General features: G+C 48.3%; 9 protein-coding genes. All 9 read right to left on the bottom strand.

Translation table 11 applies throughout. The annotated features are described in order from the left end of the window. Positions 1-78 precede the first annotated feature (78 nt). The gene (locus QFZ77_RS16085) at positions 79-342 is read right to left on the bottom strand and encodes a hypothetical protein (RefSeq protein ID WP_307440992.1); all 264 of its coding nucleotides are present in this window, start codon (positions 340-342) and stop codon (positions 79-81) included. Positions 343-356: 14 nt separating this feature from the next. Beyond that, positions 357-755, bottom strand: coding sequence for a hypothetical protein (locus tag QFZ77_RS16080; protein WP_307440991.1), 399 nt, complete (start codon positions 753-755; stop codon positions 357-359). A 193-nt stretch (positions 756-948) separates the two neighbouring features. Beyond that, positions 949-4,452 (bottom strand): OmpL47-type beta-barrel domain-containing protein, encoded by a 3,504-nt coding sequence (locus tag QFZ77_RS16075; protein ID WP_307440990.1) that lies wholly within the window; start codon positions 4,450-4,452, stop codon positions 949-951. A gap of 140 nt (positions 4,453-4,592) precedes the next feature. Beyond that, on the bottom strand, positions 4,593-10,226 hold the full coding sequence (locus tag QFZ77_RS16070; RefSeq protein WP_307440989.1) for an OmpL47-type beta-barrel domain-containing protein: 5,634 nt from the start codon (positions 10,224-10,226) through the stop codon (positions 4,593-4,595). A gap of 152 nt (positions 10,227-10,378) precedes the next feature. Continuing rightward, positions 10,379-11,977 carry an ABC transporter substrate-binding protein gene (locus QFZ77_RS16065; protein WP_307440988.1) on the bottom strand — a complete coding sequence of 533 codons (1,599 nt, stop codon included), beginning with the start codon at positions 11,975-11,977 and terminating at the stop codon, positions 10,379-10,381. Between the two features lie 63 nt (positions 11,978-12,040). Beyond that, on the bottom strand, positions 12,041-12,928 hold the full coding sequence (locus QFZ77_RS16060; RefSeq protein WP_307440987.1) for a carbohydrate ABC transporter permease: 888 nt from the start codon (positions 12,926-12,928) through the stop codon (positions 12,041-12,043). Positions 12,929-12,946: 18 nt separating this feature from the next. Further along, positions 12,947-13,930, bottom strand: a complete 984-nt coding sequence (locus QFZ77_RS16055; RefSeq protein ID WP_307440986.1) for an ABC transporter permease — start codon at positions 13,928-13,930, stop codon at positions 12,947-12,949. Between the two features lie 163 nt (positions 13,931-14,093). Continuing rightward, positions 14,094-17,525 carry a hypothetical protein gene (locus tag QFZ77_RS16050; protein ID WP_307440985.1) on the bottom strand — a complete coding sequence of 1,144 codons (3,432 nt, stop codon included), beginning with the start codon at positions 17,523-17,525 and terminating at the stop codon, positions 14,094-14,096. Positions 17,526-17,683: 158 nt separating this feature from the next. Then, complete coding sequence (locus QFZ77_RS16045) at positions 17,684-20,032, bottom strand: AraC family transcriptional regulator (RefSeq protein WP_307440984.1); 2,349 nt, start codon at positions 20,030-20,032, stop codon at positions 17,684-17,686. Positions 20,033-20,348 lie beyond the last annotated feature (316 nt).

Raw genomic sequence — 20,348 nt, 5'->3', positions numbered from 1 at the left:
GATGTACAGGAGCTGTTGGAGTGGAAATATCATAAATTTCTACCGTGTCACCCCCAGCATTTGATACATAAAGAACTGTCACAGGAGGAGGTCCTTGAGGTCCTTGAGGTCCTTGTTCTCCTTGAGTTCCTTACGGTCCTTGAGGTCCTTGCGGTCCTTGTTCTCCTTGAGGTCCTTGCGGTCCTTGAGTTCCTTGCGGTCCTTGCGGTCCTTGCGGTCCTTGAGGTCCTTGCGGTCCTTGCGGTCCTTGAGGTCCTTGAGGTCCTTGAGGTCCTTGAGCGCCTGTAGCGCCTTGAGGTCCTTGAGCGCCTGTAGCGCCTTGAGGTCCTTGCGGTCCTTCATCTGTTCCTAAAAGTTCATCCGATACGAGACGAAAATGTCAGACGGTGTTCATCGCAATATTCTTCACGGTAATATGGGCAGAAATCCCAGGCATAGGAACAGTCTTCACTTACAACGTGAGCAGTGACAATACAGTGGCACCAGACCGATTTTCCAGCTTCGTGTGAATATTGAAAGCTGAGGTGACGATCTCCTCGGGCAGCTTGCTGAATTTGTGTAATATTTTTACGACCGGCACAAAGAATGATGCCGTGAACGAGAGTAAACAGATGACCAAGCTGCGGTTTAGAAAATTCCAGCTTCAAAGCTAAAATGTACTTGACGATAGGCAGGTAGAGGGATGCCATGAGAGTGGGACATCTCCTTTTTCTTGGAAATTGTGGTTTGTGGTGAACAACAATTACTCTATCCAAGGGTGATGTCCTTCTTCTGGTTATTCATTCGACGAAGCTTCTCAATTTATTGCCTTATCCGTTGTTAGCTGACAGCAATATTTTCGCAACACTCAAGTTATTAAGCAAAAGGGAATCATGTTAAAGATCGATTAGATTGCCTCTTTTATTGGGAGGAAGGCACTAAGGCCTTCCTCCCGCAGCATGATTCTTTTTAGTGATTATCGGATTGATCATGAGGTACTGTGACGGTTACAGAAGCAACCGTTTTGTTGCCCGCTTTGTCGGTAGCTGTATACGTGATGGTATAGATACGTGATTTTTCCGCACGCAAGCTAAATGAAGTGGCGGATTTACCGAAAGCGGCCTGAATGTCGCCTTGACCGCTATCCGGCCCATTGCTCGTGATGGACGTTAACACAACAGATTCAATGCCCGATGCAGCATCACTCGAATTCAGTGTGGCTTGAATCGTCACCATCTTATGATCTGCCGGCCAAATCGACGTCTTATCCAATTGGACCGTAAATGATGGCACCATTTTGTCAACCTTAAACTCAACGGTTTTGAGTTGTTCGACATTGCCTGCTTGATCCTTACTGCGGTAACCGAACTTATACGTCCCCTCACCGAAGGCAGGAATGGAATCGGTGTAGGTGATCCAAGCACCGTCATTCACTTGGTATTCGGTTGTCACAGCCCCTCCGTATACATTCGCACTCACGGATAAGCTTACCGTAACATCCGTTGTATACCAGCTGTTCTTGCCGTTAGGCGCAGCCGGACTTAACGTTGCGGCTGTTACAGGGGCAATCTTATAGATGTTGCTTACTGTCATGCTGGTGACATTGGATACGTTTCCTACGGCATCCGTTCCTCTTGCATACACGGTGTCATTATCGGAAACGACGACTGGTGCTGTGTATGCTGTCCAAGTCCCGCTGTCGCCCACTTGGTATTCTTTCACCGACGCATCAGCCGGATAACTGATCGTTACAGTGACACCTTGGTTGGTCGGCGCTGTGGTATCTACAGCTAAAATTGCATCTACCGGTGCTATATGATCGATATTGCTGACCACATAATGGGTTGCATTGGATACATTGCCCGCTGCATCCGTTCCTCTTGCATACACCGTGTCGTTTGCGGAAACAACCACTGGAGCACCGTATGCTGTCCATGTGCCGTTATCGCCCACTTTGTATTCCTTCACTTCTGCGTCATCCGGATAACTGATCGTTACGGTGACGTCGCTGTTGGTCGGCGATGTCACATCTGCAACAAAGGTAGCATCGGCAGGTGCGGTCGTATCCAGTTTGAATAAGACGTTGCGGGCAATTTCTACGCCGCCCCCGATATCTCTTGATTCATACCAAACCGAATACTTGCCGTCTTGATTGAACGTAATCGGTCCCTCATAGGTTTGCCAAGTTTGCCCTTCATTAAGGGTATAAACGGTGTTTTTCACCGGAAGTACCGAAGGGGATGCCGGTAACGCTAATGAAACCGGATGCACATACCACCCATTTTGCCAGTCGGGTGCCGCGTTTGACAATACGGCTGTTGTAACCGGCGAATCAAGCGGGGTTAAATAATCGAATCTCCCGTAATCGTTAGTTACATTGTCTACATTCGCTTTCAACTGTCCCGTTGCCGAATCGACTGCCACATATTTGCCGTTCAGCATCGACTGCATGACGTTGCCTGAACCATTATTGCTGTAAGCAAACGTTTGTGCAGTTCCGATAGTGTCCGAATTGGCCACTAATGTGCTGTCCGACAACACGGTCAAATATTTGTTGTTGGCGAGCGACCTGTACGCGTAATAATTGCTTGTGCCGAGGTATTCGATAGCATAACGGTACGACATCGCCTCGTTCTTGAGGATGAGTGTCGGCCGGTTGCCGGCTGTCGTTGCCTCTTTGGTGCTGTAGTCCACTCCATCGCCATTAAGAAGAGATTGAATTCGGACGGAAAGCTTCTTATCCCCGGATCGGGCCAGTTCGGCGTTCAATTGATTCGTTACGTCAAATTGGATAAAGCCTGCTGCCTTCGGCTTTGGCCAAGTGGCAAGAACGGCGTCGGAAGCCGGTTTCGTACTCCAGGTAATGCCGCTCTCGGTCCAACTATCGTCCGCTACATAATCGGCCTCCGTATTGCCAACATTGGCACCTACGGATGTGGCGTAAAGCCTCACGGTAGCGGAATCGACCTTGGTTCCTGCGTATCCGCTCAGGTCGAATTTGAGATAGGCTTCCCGCGTGAAATCTGATGCAGATAGCTTGCTCGTCATCGTTGCGTCCGCGCCATAGTTGATTTTGGAAGACGTGCCTCCACGTACATTGGCATCCGCCGCAGAGATGAACTGCTGTTCTACGGAAGCTGGCGATTGATCGTTAATGACGACGATAGATTTGCCCGCACCGCGGTTTGTAATCGTGATTGTCTCCGACTTGCCCCACTGATCGGAATGCGGGGTGTCTTGGCTGTTGAATAACAATCCCCCGTACGACGGGAAGTCTAGAGCAAACGCTTGAAACGGTTGTCTCGCTATCACTTGTTTGGTATAAGGCAGCATGGAATCCGGCAAACCAGCATCATTAACATAGAGGTTATAGACCTGATGGAATATGGGGCTGAATTTACCCCGCCCTCTCGGCGAAATCGCCAAACCGGGGATCCACGAGAAGCCCTTCGACATGTCGTCCAGCGTATAGCCTACACCCGGGATTGGTGTGTAAGGAACATCGTAACCCAAGTTATATTTCGCTGTATATTCGATGCCTTTGAGCAACCGGTATGTATTGTTCGGATACGAGTACATATCGCCGCCGCTCGGAACCGCTACCCTCTGGTTCCAGCCAATCTGCGCCGCTTCGGCCAGACCTGCGAGCCCCCCTTGAGTGTGATCTTGGTCGCGCCCGCTTTCCTGAACCTGGCCGTCGTCATTTTGGATATAGTGCATGACGGTTCCGTTGCCCGCACCATTCTTATAATAATCTACGGCTTGATTATAAATTTCTTTATTTCCCGTCCAAATTCCGAAGGAGAGATTGAAGACCGTATCGACGGCGTCCCAGTTTCCATTGGCCCAGCCGCCATTCACCTGGCCGTACGTGCTTGTCAGCGGATAGAATACGTTCGTCATCATGTCGGTGAATTTGCTTATATCCGCAGAGGACCACCCCGCATTGCTGTACCGAATAATCTCGGCGGCGTTCAGCAGCTTGTACCCGTAGATGCTGGCCGCCAATTGCGCGTCATGACCTTGGATGGAGGTCAGATTGTAGGACCAGCCGTTTAGAATTTGGATCGCATGATCCGCATAGGCTTGGTCTCCGCTAATATACCATTGGATAGCATCCAGAAGGGCTGCCGATGCGCTGTAGTAGAGGCTGGTATTTCCTGTATTCCCATTAACGGGATCGTTTCTGTAAACAATAGGATAATAGGTTGAGGTAAAATTCAAAGAAGCTGTCGGATTCGCTTGCAGATTGTTCCATTCGTAAATTTCCGGAGCGTGTTTGGAAGCAACTTGCTGTTTCATGCGATCCAGATCAGCCTGTGTAAAGATCATGCCGGGATGGACAAAGCTTGCGTCGACGTCAGCAGCGGCTGTCTGCGGCTGGCCGACGGCTCCCGAGAACAAAGCCAGAGGTAAGGCCAAGCCTAAAATAAGTTTCGAGACAAGTTTTTTTCTCAATCGGTTGATTCGCATGTCAACTCTCCTCCAAGTTATCGTGATTATGTGTAAGCAATAAAAGCAGCCTGGCCTTGAGCTCTATTCTAATCATAGTCAAGCCCAAGGCCAGGAATAGTTCAGGTTTCGATAACTATCAACGAATCGGCACGATTTAACTATTGAGTATCGGATTGATCATGAGGTACTGTGACTGTTACGGAAGTAACCGTTTTGTTGCCCGCTTTATCGGTTGCAGTGTAGGTAATCGTATAGATACGTGATTTTTCCGCACGTAAACTAAATGAAGTGGCGGCTGTACCGAAATTGGCCTGAATGTCGCCTTGGCCGCTATCCGGTTGATTGCTCGTGATGGAGGTTAACACCACAGACTCAACACCCGATACAGCATCACTCGAATTCAGCGTGGCATTGATCGTCACCATTTTATGTTCCGCCGGCCAAATCGACGTCTTATCCAATTGGACGATTAATGATGGCTGCGTCTTGTCAACCTTAAACTCGACGGTTTTGAGTTGTTCTACATTGCCTGCTTGATCCGTGCTGCGGTAACCGAACTTATAAGACCCTTCACCGAAGGCAGGAATGGAACCAGTGTAGGTGATCCAAGCACCGTCATTCACTTGGTATTCGGTTGTCACAGCTCCTCCGTATACATTGGCGCTTACGGATAAGTTTACCGATACATCTGTCGTGTACCAGCTGTTGTTGCCGTTTGGCGCAGCCGGGCTTAGCGTTGCAGTTGTGACAGGGGCAATCTTGTAAATGTTGCTAACTGTCATGCTTGTTACATTCGACACATTGCCTACGGCATCCGTTCCTCTCGCATACACGGTTTCATTATCAGAAACAATGACTGTAGCGGAGTATGCTGTCCATGTACCGCTTTCGCCAACTTTGTATTCTTTCACTGTAGCGTCTGCCGGATAGTTGATCGTTACGGTGACGCCTTGGTTGGTTGGCGCTGTGGTATCTACAGCTATGATTGCATCTACCGGTGCTACATGATCGATGTTGTTTACCTCATAGCTGGTTACATTGTTTACGTTGCCTGCAGCATCCGTTCCTCTGGCATACACCGTGTCGTTTGCTGAAACAACTACAGGAGCCCCGTAAGCTGTCCATGTACCGCTTTCGCCAACTTTGTACTCTATCACAGCGGCATCAGCCGGATAGCCGATCGTTAGGGTAACGTCGCTGTTGGTCGGCGTTATCACATCTGCAGACAACGTTGCATCGGCAGGAGCCGTCTTATCAATGTTTACTGCAACCGTATGCGGCTGTTCCACATTCCCTGCCGAGTCCACGCTCCAATACACTAACGTATGCGTTCCTTCGGTAGTCAAGGTAACCGAGTTCCCGGTTTGTTGTGCGCCTCCGTCTACTTTGAAAAAGGTTGAGGCAACGCCGGAATCTGCATCAGTCGCATTGAAGCTTACCTTCGTATCCTTGTTGACCGATCCCTGCGGCGCATCATCCGTTGTAACCGGAGGCGTCAGGTCTGCCGCTTTCACTGCCCCATGCAATCTAAGTTCAGCCATATTACCGAACCACCCCGTCGGATTGTAAATACGGATATAACGGTACGGTACTTTGCTGCTGATCGCAAAGCTTTGCCAATCCGCTGTAGATACCGCTGCTTTTGTAAGCGCTGTCCAAGTCGTATTATCGTTGGATCCCTGGACCACTGCACCATTAATTCTGGTAAATAAATTTTGGTCTTGTCTTCCCAGCAATTCTACACTCGAAAGCATAGCTTGATTGCCTGCTTTAAAGTCAAACGTAATGTAGCTTCCCGTTCCGGAGCTGCTGCCCAAACGGAAATCGGAACTCGTACTTAAATTGCTGTCGAACAGATAATTCACCTGTTGCAATGTGGTTGCTGCCGTTCTTCCTGAAGTAGAATCAATTAAATTGGCGATACTAGCTACATTGCTAATCAAATCTGACTCGTCTGCCAGGAACAGCGTGGTGTTATCCGAAGTAGTCGTGATGGGGAATCCATCCGCTCCATCTTGCTGTTTGTAATTAATGGTGAATTTCACTGGTCCTGCTGCTGCGCCTTGATTCAACGTCGCCACGGCCGTAAAGTTGATATTATCTTGTGTGGTAACCGTTGCATCTTGGCCTTGAATGGCAACCTTGACGTTATTGATCGCTTCTTTTGATTTGATTGTTAATTTGACCGTGTTGCCCGGAACAATCCTTTTATTGAGGTTTTGATCCGAACTCATTGAAGCTGATTCGATTTTGCTTAGGGACTTAACAACACCATGGAATCTCAATTCAGCCATATTTCCAAACCATCCATTTGAATTGAGAATACGGATATAACGGTAAGATTCTGTGCCGCTAATCGCCAGCGTTTGCCAATCTATCGTAGATGTCGCTGCTTTCGAGAGAGTTGTCCAGGTCGCATTATCGTTGGATCCCTGAACCACTGCACCCCTAATTCTGCTGTATAGATTATTATCTTGTCTTGCAAGAAGCTCTACACTCGAAAGCACAGTTTGATTACCTTCCTTGAAGTCAAAGGTAATGTAGCTTCCCGATCCGCCGCCGTTTAAACGATAATCGGAAGACGTACTTAAATCGTTGTCAAACAGATAATTCGTCTGTTTCAAGGTTTCTGCTGCTGTTCTTCCTGAACTTGTAGTAGAATCAATTAAATTAGTGATACTAGCCACATTGCGAATCAAATCCGACTCATCAGCAAGGTAAAGCTTGGAGTTGTCGGTTGTAAAATATGTTGTGTCTCCATTTGTTCCGTCATTCTTTTTGTAATCGATGGTAAATTTCACTATACCCGTTTGTACATTCTCATTCAAAGTCGCCAGGGCCGTAAAGTTGATATTATCTTGCGTGCTGACCGCTGCATCCTGGCCTTGAATTTTGACACTAACGTTATTGATCGCTTCTTTTGCTTTAATCGTTAATTTTACCGTACTGCCTAAAACTATTCTGCCATTGACGCTCTTATCTGAACCTATCGAAATCGACTCTAGTTTGTTATTAATCTCATGGCGCTCGCCGTAGATTCTTAATTCGGACAATTCAAGTAAGTTCTGAATATTACCGCGAAGAACATCAGGCTGTGGATCAATCATTTCTAACTTGATAAACCGGAATTTCTCATTTTTGTATGCATCTGCTACGTCTAATTTTGAAAAGCCATCCGTAAACGCCGTTTGTTCCGGTGTTATTCGCGTCCAGTTTTCCTTGTCATTGGACCCGAATACCGTCATGCCTGCCATACGATCCACGAAATTCATTCTGCCTTGCATAGCAAAAGCATCAGCTGTTAATTTATAGTCCGGCCCGAAATCCAGGATATGGTACAAATTCGGATACGGCGCCAGCGTATAGACTGGAAAAGTATTATTGTTACCATCCACGAGGAGAGAGATTGAATTGCCAAAGGTGGATGTAATCATATTGGTATAAGCCATACTTCCGTCAGCTTGTAATGAAGGCGTCAACAATTGAAGGCTTTCGACCGCACTCCTCAGAGTTATCAATTGCTGAGAGAAGGCACTATCTGACGCAGTCTGAATCTGACCAATGGTGTTATTATATACAGTATTAAAATTATTCAGCGATCCTGAAACGTAACTTGTGTTCGGATTATATGGCGCAATTGCCGCTTGTACGGCAGAAGCCCTGTCACTACCTACAACAATATTGGCCTTCTTGGTTGCAATCGTTGTGCCGTCAGAAGCCTCAACGATAAAGGAATACGCTCCGGCTTGCGTCGGCTGCCACGAAAATGCGCCCGTATTCGCATTTAAATCGGCGCCTTCCGGCTTATTGCCACTCTGATAAGCAACCGTATCCGTCGTACCAGAATCCGTAGCGGAGAAATCCAAAGTCAATGGCGACCCGACAAAGGCAAAAATATTCAAATCCGAATTTCCAGCTTTAAATGAAGGAGGTGTCAGCCCAGTGCCTGCCTGAACATTAAAGTGGTCAAAGTCAACCGTCGTTCCGTCCCCTTTTACATTCATATACACGAGGCTGTAATCGCCATCAAGCTGACCATAGGAAACTTGGCTAATCCCCATGTCATAGGTCACATATTTCCACTGACCCTGTGTATCCGGCAGCGCCAATGTATAGTATGGTGCTGCTACACCGTTGCTTAGCTCTAATGTAGCCGGGCCGCCCGTTCTAAATTTTAATCCAATAAGACGGGAATTCGTACGATCAGCGTAGGATAGATTCTGTACGGCAATTTCACTTCCTTGAGCTGTTGCCGTAAACTCCACATAGGAAGTATCTCCCTCTTGTTTGGTAGCCGTATTGTTGTCAAATGCTGTGTAACGGTCTTCTACTTCTACCAGCGCAGCGCTTGTTTGCTCCTTGGGAAGATACTTTGCCCCCTCGGACTCAGCTGCCTTTGGCATATAAAGCCAGAAATCTCCGCCTCCATCCACGCTTTCCCAAGCTTGAGTAAGTGCCCCTTTATAGTAATAATTGGATGGGCTTCTCTTGGTAAATGCATCATATAAGTAAGGCGCTTTCTCTGCTACATTAATCCCTTTCACATACGTATAGTAATAGTACATATCCCAAAATAGAGCGGTATTCGTTCTTCCTCTGTAAGAGTCCGAGAACTTTTGGTAGATGCCTCTTACCGTTCCATCAGGGTAAGTGGAGTATGCAACTGGTACCCACGGCGTGTCATAACCAAGCATGTACTTCCAAAAGAAGTCGGCGGCCGCTAAAAATCTATCATCCAGAAACTCATAATAACCTACTGCATTGGCCTGTGTAGATACAGTGCCTTCCACCGGGTCGACTTTGGTGCCTTGGGCAAGAAACAAACGCGACAGAAAGGCCGAATTCGTTAAGTCACCAGCGCCATGAGCTTGGTCTCGGCCCATCTCCACTTGCTGAACGACCGGCTTATCCAATTTCTCGCCTGTTGCTGCATTGGTATCAATCAATCGAAATAATTGCTTAATGGACCCATTGAAGCCCTGATTTACAGCCGTCTTATTAACGGTTGCCCATTCGACAGCCTCATTATATCTCTCTCTGTTTTCGGTAAAGATATAACCTGCCATTGCTCCCAGCAGCGGATAATTATGCTGATTCATGAAATGGTTATTTTCATGCTGAAAGGTTTCGATGACCGGCGTAATCAGATTAGCCGTAAAATCGGCCGTATCTTTATCCGTCCACTTCAGCTCTTCGGTTTGATAACTGGAATACCTTAAGATTTCTGCCGCAGTTACCATCCGGTTGAGAGGTATTCCCGTGTGAATATGCGCATCAGTAAAATATACGTATTTCGTAGGATCCATCTGGGACCAAATGCGGATAATACGCATAGCATTTGCCCGATAAACCTCATCGCCGGTAACATAATACATAAGCGTCTGTGTATAAGCCTTCAAAGCATCTTGTATAAATCTCTGATTAAAGCCCTGACTGTCAAAAGAAGTGACCGCCGGTTTTGTCGGATCTGTGGAGCTTTGGTTGCTCGACGTAATCGTTGTTGAAGAGGTAGAAGATACGGTCATTGCCTTATAATAGGAGTACCAAGGCTCCTTTTGCGCCAGTACCTCCGCTCTCATATTTTCAAGTGTGGCTTTGGTTAAACCGACACCCGGATGTGTAAAACCACTGGTGATCGTTTCATTGATTTCGACTTGATATCCTGTGCTGACGGTTTCGTCCGCAGCCGCAGCCGTGCTAATCGGCATAAGCGTTGCAAGCATGTTCACTACTGCAACTACCGCGAGTAAACGCTTCCAAAGAATTCCTAAATGAAATGAAATCTTACGCATAAAGTCCTCCTTTTAATAAAAATGAGCAATCCTACCCGAACTATCGTCCGTATAACCTGTCTATCTCCTCCTTCTCTTGCTGCGAAGGGCTTGGTGGCAGCCGATCTCATCTCTAACGGATGAGATCGGTTGGCCAACCTGCCTATACTTGTTTACTTGCCGCCCTTGTCAAGGTAAGCTTGAATTTGCTTCTTCGTTTCGGCGTTGACTTTCTCACCGCCAAGCGCATCCACCTCGACCTTCAGCTTGGCCATCTGCGCTTCCCAATCCTTGATTTGACCATCCTTGAGCAATTGGGTGAATGGATCAACTTTGGAAGCAATGTTCGCGGTTTCCGATTTAACAGCGGTGTTGTCGAACTTGAATTTTTTCAGCGTCGGCGTATAATACGTATCCGGTTTCGCTGAATATTCGTAATACTTTTTCGTATTTTCGTCCAGATCGGTGCTCAGTCGGATCATCGAAGGATTCCATGTGAGCTCATAGCCAGGGAAATTGTAATTTTTCGCTTCGTCGAGCAATTTGATCTGATTGTCGCCAACCGCTTCCCAGTGCTTGCCCGGTATGCCGTATTCAAGCAGATCGTGATTTTCTCTGCTGCTGAACACCGCGTCAAAGAACTTCATCGTTCTGTCGATATTTTTGGAAGTGGCCGGGATCGCAACAGAGTTGTTCGATACATAGTCCACACCGATTGCATGCGGCTTCATCTCCCGAACTTTCGTTTTGAGCACGAACATTTCCAAATCCGCTCCAGGGATCGTATCCTTCAGCTTTTTCCTGTCTTTTGCGAAAGCGTTCAAGGTTGAATAATAAGATGCTGCTTTGCCGGACATGAAGTAACCCAAATCATCCTTCTGGCTGACGACGTCCTTTTCCAGGTATTTGCTCCACTCCGCCCACTTATCTAAATGAGGGAATGCAGTCTTAGGTGTATTGTAAGGCGCCGGCAGCTTGGCCCACTCCGATGCTGGATCGCCTACCGAGACAATGGTCTCAACCTTCTTCAAATCATCAGACAATTTTATAATAGATGGAATTCCCCCCGTGCCTACCACCACATTCGGCAGCTCCGGATTTTCTCCTTGAAAAATCTCCTGGAACCCTCTATTACCTCGCAATGCAAGCGGTGTTATACCTTTGTCGTTCTCCAGCACCTTATCATAAAATTTCTGCAGATCGTCGTAGCTGTTGATCGGCGGAAGTCCATATTTCTCGCGCAGGTCTTTGCGCAGGTAGACAACGGGAATATCATAGAAATATTGCGTGAACGGAATCGTGTACAGGTGTCCGTCGAACCGCTTGTTCGATTCTACAAATTCCGGTGGAAACGCTTTCTTGAGACCCGGATACGCGTCATTATTGAAGTATTTATCGAGCTGGGCATAGGCGCCCTGCGGCACAAGCTCCTTCAGACTTATAAAATCGGCCTCGAAAACAAAATCCATCTCTTCACCGGCGGCCATCATCAGCTTAACCTTCTGTTTATGATCGCTGATCGGATTCCATTGAATGTTGAGCTTCGTATTCAGGGTATCCTTCGTCCGCTTCTCAAATTCGTCGAATACCAGCTGTAAGTCCTTCGGCTGATCGCCGAACAACATTCCCTTCAACGTAATCGGCGCCAGCGCCGGTTGCTTTCCGGAGCCGTTCACGGCTGGACTTGCCTGATCCTGCTTACTGTTGCTGCATGCCGTTACTCCGAGTACAGTTAGTGCAAGGAGTGCGACAGAGATTTTTTTCGCTTTCATGTTTGTTATTCCTCCCTTTTTATCTTCGAAAGTCATCTATACTAAACCGCCATATAGGCGGGTTCAGCCTTTAACTGCGCCGACCATTAAGCCTTTGACAAAATATTTCTGAAGAATCGGATACAGGAGAATGATCGGACCGATCGTCACGATCGTCGTTGCCAGCCTAACTGTTATCGCTGGAGGAACGTAATCCGGAATGCTTACGTTGGCGTTCGGAGACACCGAGTTGATATAATCCAAATTGTTCATGATGCGCTGAATCAAATATTGTAGCGGATACTTATGCGCGTCGTTAATGTAGAGAAGCGCGTTAAACCAATTGTTCCAGTACCCTAACGCATAGAACAGGCCAATCGTTGCGATTGCGGGAAGCGAAATCGGCAATATTATGCGGAACAAAATATAGGCATCGTTGGCTCCGTCGATTTTGGCGGATTCCGCGAGCGATTCATCAATGGTAGCAAAGAAGTTCCGCAGTAGAAACATGTTCCACGCGCTAATCATGCCGGGAATAATCAGCACCCAGATCGAATCCTTCATGCCCAAATATTTGGATATGAGCAGATAGGAGGTGACCAAGCCGCCATGGAACAGCATTGTGAAATAGACGTAGAAAGCGATTGCATTACGGTACTTTACCGCTTTCGATGAGACGGCGTAAGACAATGCGCAGGTGAAAAGCATTGACAATGCCGTGCCGACTAATGTAACGAATATTGTCACACCATAAGCTCTGTAGATGGTATTGTCTTGAAAAATCAGCTTATAGGCTTCCAGACTGAATTTCTTGGGCAACAGCATATACCCGTTCCTTACAATTTCAGACTCTAAAGTAAATGAGTTGGCCACAACGGCATAGAACGGAACGAGACAATACGCTGAAAAGACAGCGATGATGATGTAAAATGCCGCTTTGAGCAGCTTATCTGGTAAACTTTCCTTGATCATTCTAAAACTCCCTTCCTGCTAGAAAATGGCGGAATCCGGCGCCGCTTTCTTGGCGACAGCATTGACGGTTATGACAAGTACGAATCCGATGAACGATTGTAAAAAGCCAACGGCGGCCGACATCCCCAAGTCTCCAAGGTCCATCAAGGCGCGGAATACATAAGTATCAATGACGTCCGTTGTTGGATACAGCATCGGGTTGCGTCCGATAATCGCATAAATCAAGCCGAAATCGCCGTTGAATATGCCGCCAACCGCCAGGATGGTCAGCAAGATAATCGTCGGTTTTAATAACGGCAGCGTAATGAAGCGAATTTTCTGCCAGCGGCTGGCACCGTCCATTGAAGCGGATTCGTATATCTCTGGGTTGATTCCTGCAATTGTGGCCATGTAGATGATGGAGCCGAATCCGGCGCCATGCCAAATTTTCAGCAGCACCAGAATGGCAGGCCAATATTGCGGCGACGACAAGAAAGTGATCGGCGCGATACCGAATACCCCGAGAAATTGGTTGATAAAGCCTCCATCCGTCGCGACGAATGCGGTCATAAACATAGCCACAACCGTCCATGACAGAAAGTTCGGGAAGATCATGACCGACTGCGTCACTTTCTTGAACGTATTGCCGCTGATTTCCGTCACCATAATTGCAATGGCTACGGCGGCAATCGTTCCGATTACAATGAATAAAATATTTAGAAACAACGTGTTGCTCACTACCTTGATCCAGTCGCTTGATCGAAAGAAAAACTCGAAATTTTTAAATCCGATGAACTTACTGCCCGTTATCCCCTTTACCACTTTGAAGTCCTGGAAAGCAATAACAATGCCTCCCATTGGAAGATAAGCGAATACAAAGAACCATATCATCCCGGGAAGGGCTAAAGCGTACATAAATTTATTGCGGAGCAGTTCATAAAAGAAGCGCCCGATGACTCCGCGATTTTTCTTGATGCGGCTGCCTGTGTATTCAGGGCGTGCCGCTGACATCGTCTCGCTCATCCTGATCCCTCCTCCTTAATCTTATCTTGTCTGCTATTACATCCTTACTATAGAACCATTGTCGGCATGGCGAAAGTTTGGATTTCGGATAAAAGCTTTATTTCCCCATCAAACTCCGGGTGTAAAATCTCACTAGTTTGGTTGAATAGTAACGATTTATCGTTCATTCCGCTGTTTCCTCACGCATTATAACGCCGTTTATAAGCTCTCGGACATGAACGTGAATGCTTTTCCCGTCTCCTTCTAGGCCTCGGATCGACAGCTCTTGCGTCCTTCCGTCGGCGAGACAAACCTTCAGCTCCCCCGGAGCGGAAGCTTCGGCCGAGACAATCGCCGAGTTTCCTTCGTGAGGTTCCAGAATCGTCAGGAAGCACGCTTCTTTGCCGACGCTGCGGACACTAACGGTTTTCCTGCGGGCAGTATCGTCGCCTAACGGATAATCACCACCGATGATCCCTTCGAAGCTGACGACATCAAGACCGATCAAGTCGAATACTGCTTCGGCCGGCTGCCCGGAATCCAATGGTTCGAACGGCAGCGCCCTTCGGTAGCTCTTCCCTTCAACATGTACGGGACCCCCATAGTAATCGATACCGATGCCGTTCCCGCGATCTACATTGTCGTAACGGACGGGCAATTCGGAGAGGTGAATACGGCGGCCGTCCTTGGTCAGCACAAAGGGATCTCCCCAGAAGACGGTTTTCTTGGCTGCTCTATCCGTATCGACCTGCAGCTTAAGCTCCTTCACGCCCGAAAGATCAATCTGTACGCTTCTTTTCCCCAATATCCAGGCGCCGAATCGTCCTTCCGCCAGCGTTACTCCGTCTCCCGACACCTTGTAGCTTATCGTCTTGTTGATCTGGTCGGCCTCGGCATACCAACCGGTCATAACCTCCTGCCGACGCGGCCAAAGCGAATGCACATGGAGATTCATAAGCCCATTTTCGTTGTACATGGCGTGTCGGCCGTCACTATCGTCCTTTACCCGGTCGTATTGGTGAGAAAAACGAATTTGTACGGGAGCTTCACATTCATACCAATCGCAATAGGTAATGAACTGGCCGGAGCCGTAAGGATCGTCGTTCATTTGGCCTGTATGGCGAATGTGCCGCTTCCGCTCTGCCGCAAGCTCTTGAAAACCCTGATAATGATGAAGGCAGTCGAACGTATGCGTTTCTTCCCCCCGCAGGTAGTCCGCCACTACGACGTAATCATCCGTCACCGCGACCAACCTGCGCTGCAGAACCGGCTCGGAATACGTTCCGATATCTCCCTGTTTTCTGGCGATGGCGGGAACCGGAACGTCGCGACCTTCGATTAGACTCCGTTCCTCTGGAAACGTCTCGGGGTACGGTGTCTGGCCTCCGTACGGCGGATCGCTCCACCTTGCTGACGTCTCGACAGCACAAACGTTCAGCATCGGGCCGCTGTAGAACAATAGTCGCTCTGATGGTACCGGCTCCTGCATACTCTCATCGACGACGACCATATTGTGAGACATGGAAGCCTGCACCCACATCTTGAACATAAACGAATGATAGCCGAACCAAGAGGCGAGCGGGCCGTATGCATTTCTGCCATGCCTCATCAAAGCGGTTAGTCCCATTCTGTCGAAATGTCCGTGGTATCCGCCGTGGCTGCCGTATTTCACCACAGCCTGTAGCTGTGAGGAAGGTGCAACATCAGGTTTGCGTGAGCGCAGCAGAGCCAATCCGACGTTGTCGGCATATACGGATCGTTCGTCATGGCTTTCCGGCGGCTCGGGCAGTTCCCCGACGCCGTAGATCAAATCGCGTCTGTCCGCAGTGTGAATTACCGATGTATATTTCGGCTCGCGCCAAACATAATAAGCCAGATCGTACCACTTCACCATATCCTTCGCCGTAGAGTCGTTGGTGCCGAACAGGATGCCGCGGTCGTCGATGAAAGGCAGCATCGCATCCCAGACGTCGCGCACTGATCTGTAATTACGGCAAACTGGGCCAAATTTCTCGAAGGACATGCCGAGAAAAGGCTTTTCCTTCGGCATAGACCAGGGCGAAAGCATCGCATTCCTTAGGTAGGAAGGCGGCACATGCCAGTTTTTCAGATTGAGACCCCAAGGCTCGCAGGCCTGAACTAGGCGCGTAAACATATCGGCGAACAAGATGACATAATTGGTTGCCCCTTCAAAATACCAGCCGTCATCCATGACGCCGGTTGCCACCATGTCAACGAAACCGCCCGGTCCGTGGAGGAAGCGCTGAATCCAATGCATGTCTTGAATGACTAAGCTGCAAAGGAACGCTCCAACCATGCCTCCTGAAGGAATATTATTCGTATCCCCGTCGGTGATCATCCAATCGACCTTCTCGATAAAGAGTCGGAACGCCACCTCGATCCTGCGGCGGTCTTCTTCCGTCCAGCATTCCGCATCGTAAAGCAAGTCATAGATGGAAGCGATATCCAGCATCAATTCGCCTTCGTGTATGAGCCCGCCGGTACTTACCTTTACAGCCCTGGGAGTCGGCAATGCTCTTTCTTCGCGAGTGGCATAAATGTGTAGAAACGGAGCATCCGTAGTCGGATATCCGGTCTCAGGATCTGCGAATCGCCGCAGAAACAGCACCGCCTTTTCGAGCAAATCCGCGCGTCCTGTCAGCTTCCAGGCCACGCCTGCCGCGTGCAGATGAAACCGCTGCGACAGCTCGAAGGCATGAGGCTTTCCTGCTCCCTGCGTCTCGGGGACAACCCATTCCTCCGCCATTCGGACGTAATTGTCCAACTCTTTCCTCGCCCAGTCGTAGGTCTTGGCGTTTCGCTTGACCTGCTCCCACCCGGCTTCCGTATGAATGATGTAAGGATGGCGGAGCTTTCGTACGGTATACAAGGTCAGTCGTTTGGCATAGTTAGCATTACCATTCGGTATTGCCTTAATCGCATGTTTCTCAAACCCGCCTGGAGCGATTCCATCATGAATCACCGTCCGCAGCGAAGCCTTGCCTGATTGGCCGGGACCGAGCAGAAGCAGCTTCGGTTGGAGCAGCAGCTCCATAGATTCGTACCCGTAATGTTCCAAGCTGAGGGCTACAGCCTGCGTTTCGTCCGTTTCATTGCGGACCGACAGGTCATAGATGACCGTTTCCTCCGGTTCAGCCGATCGGGACAACTGCTGCGCATCAAGGGAAATCCAACCTAGTTTCTTCAGCCGAAGCTTTCTGACCTGCAGCTCCTCCGCTTGTCCGTCGGCAACAAATTGAGCCTTCAAACCCACCCTGCTTACCATGCGCCAAAATGCTGGTACAGCATGGGAATAATCGAATTCAGCGAACGATACTTCTATTGAGGTCCAGCCTTCGCCGCTCACTGCCACGGCAACCGTCGTAAAAGGAATATATTCCTGTCTGCCAATTGCAAGTGGATAAATACGGAATGTCAGCTGGACCGTCGTATTCTTTGGAAGGTAAACCTCCAGCGAAAGCGCGTCCCATGGCCGCCAATCCTGCGCCTCCCCGTATTCAAAGATCGCCTCCGCATCGGGTCTTAGAAGAGCATAATCATCAGCTGATCCGCTCATCCCCGTCCACAAGGAGAGATTCTCGATAGTCCTTGTCATTCAATCACGCCTTCCGAATCGTTGTGTTAGCAATAGAAAAAGCCAAGCCTTAGTCTCGACTATAATCATAGTCGAGGCCAAGGCTTGGTCATAGTTCAGGTTTAGATCACATTCAACGATCGGCAACGATTCAAAGCTTTAAAATCCGACCACTTTCATTAAATGGTACTTTCGCTGTCATCAATTATGCTATATTTCGCCTGCTTACGGAAATGGTCCGGGGTTTTGCCGCAGTGCTTCTTGAATGATACATAGAAATAATTCGTGTTCTCGATTCCTACCATTTCTCCGATCCTGTTCGCCGGCAAATCCGTCTGAATCAGCAGGTCCTTCGCTTTCGCGAAACGGTACTCTGTCAAATAGGCGGTCATCGTTTGCCCTACGATATCTTTGAACATTTTGCGCATGTAATTGGTCGATAATCCTCCGACCTCCACAAGCGTATCCACGGTCAAGCTTGGATCGCTGTAGCTTTCATGAATATATCGTAGCACTTTGTCGACAATCCATTTGTTCTTCTGCAGCGACTGTTGATCTCTCTGGCTAATCGACTTCTCACATAAGCCCATGTACCATAGTTCGATCTCTTCTATCGATTCCTTCATATATAACTGTTGATTCAGGCTGCCAATGTACGTTCTGGCATCCTCATGATCGGCGACTCCCATCGTTCTGGCAACACGGACAATCGCGATCAGCATCTGGGCGAATACCAGCATCATTTCATCGAATGAAGTCGAACGCACATAAGCGACGAATTCCCCGACAGCCTCTTTCGTCTTCCCCAAATCCCCCAGCTTCATGCTGTCTGTCACTTGCTTCTCCAGCAGCGTAACATGGCTCTCCTGCAGCGGTTCTCGTGTTTCCGGAAAATCACGGGTTATCAAACAACCCGCTCCCAGCACGATTCTGTATCGTGAAGCGTCAGATGCGGTGCTCCAGGAATACTTGATCTGCGTCAAACCATGAACAAGTGTACCCATTGCTGCGGAAACGGACAGCTTCAAATATTTGCGGACATTCGTCTGAATGTCAGCAAGTGAATCTGCAAGCCGTTGGTCCGCGTTCGTCATATCCTCCGGGATATTGGCGACGAGCGCAATCGCATCCTCCCCGCAATCAAAGCAGACCATCCGGAACGAGCCTGAGCCAAGCTCAACGGCGATATTGGAAACTGCATATTTGAACAAAGAAACATCCGTTTGCTTATAGGCCTCCTGCAGGCTGCGAAAAGAGTCGATTCGCAGCAAACATACGAGAAAATGAGGATATTCAAATTCGATGCCTACTTGTTTGAGCTTACGGGCGATCTCGGCATCGTCCGTCCAGCCGCCGGCTGTCAGCATCCGTAACACTTCATTGCGTTTCGCAGATTGATAGTCCGTGACGCTGGTTTGCAAATCCTGAATTTTATTCTCCAAATAAGCAAATGTACCGCTCAGCAAGTCCAACTCGGAAACGGGCTGTTGCTGCCTTGAATCGAAGGAAGAATCACGAACGCTTCGGATCAGACGATGAATCGGACCGTAAATGAGGCGGGTAAAGAAGCCGCCGAGACCGAGTACGGTCAATAGCAGGATAGCCGTTACCGATAAAATATATCGCTTCATTTCCTTCACATTGCGGAGCAGACTCTCATAGTCGGTAACGCCTATGAAAGTCCAGCCCAAGCTTTCAGATTTGATATACGAGATGCGGTAACTTCGGCCATCCTGCGTGATCTCCATGGTGCCTCTGGGCTCGCTCGAAGCGCTGATTTTCTGCACATAGCTTTGATCAGACATATTCGTGTTGATCATAGCGCTGTTCGTATGAGAAATGACCGTACCTTGCTTGTTCAAAATCATCGATTGAAAAGAACTGCTGCCCGCCCCGTTCATGACCATCCTCTGCAAGGTTTGCTGATTCAGATTCACTACCATGGCGCCGTTCGCGTTCTTTCCAATGGAGTTCAAATAAACAATGGAGATTAGATCGTTGTCATACTGTTTCGCGTCGATGTCATACCGAATATGGCGAGAAAAAAATATGCCGGACTTAGCAGGCTGTAAGTTACTGAGCAGCTGGATCATCCCTGTATCGTAGAAATCGTCAAAGGTCCGGACAGTGGATAATGAGGAGAATACGAGTCTCTTTTGATAATTGAACAAATAAATCGAGTTTACCAAAGGATTCGTACTGCTGAGCTCGTACAGCTTACCACCTATTCTACCCAATGCGCTCGTATTGAAATCTTCATTATAAAAACCATATTGGACATCTGCGCTCTGGAAAGCGATTGCAAAATTTTCAAACATTGATGTCAGCAAAATGTTCGCCGCATTATACGACTGCTCAACGGAGCGATCCGCGGATCGATTGATTTCATTCGTCAAATTCCTTGAAACTTTAGAAGTGATGACAAACGTCAAGACCGCAATGATCAGCAGTCCGACAAGAACATACGACGATACAATCCGGATCAGAAAGTTTTTGTTGCGCATGAAAGACGTGATGTAATGGATCATAGCTTTCCCCCCCGTTTTATTGTAGCATTAGCCGAATTAATGTTAAAGGGAATAGTTTTGTGGGATAAATACATTTTTGGAAAACGCGACGATAACAATCAGCTGACCTGGGAAATTGGCGGGTGGCAGAATCAGGATTCCTTGCTGTGTTCCAGCGTGAATGGCAGAACCTCTTGCCTGACCCAAAGTATATTTAATGTGGAACCCGGCATCAAACACGAGTATACGTTAGAAGTATCGGGAAGATAGATCCGTGCTTGGATCGACGACGTGTTATTCCATGACACGGAAGACAAGCTTCCGGTGATCGAACCTT

Origin of the sequence: Paenibacillus sp. V4I3 (genome assembly GCF_030817215.1) — a bacterium.
In the GTDB taxonomy this organism is placed as follows: Bacteria; Bacillota; Bacilli; order Paenibacillales; family NBRC-103111; genus Paenibacillus_E.
Note: the sequence above shows the minus strand (reverse complement) of the source record. Positions and strands in the feature narration are given on the sequence as shown.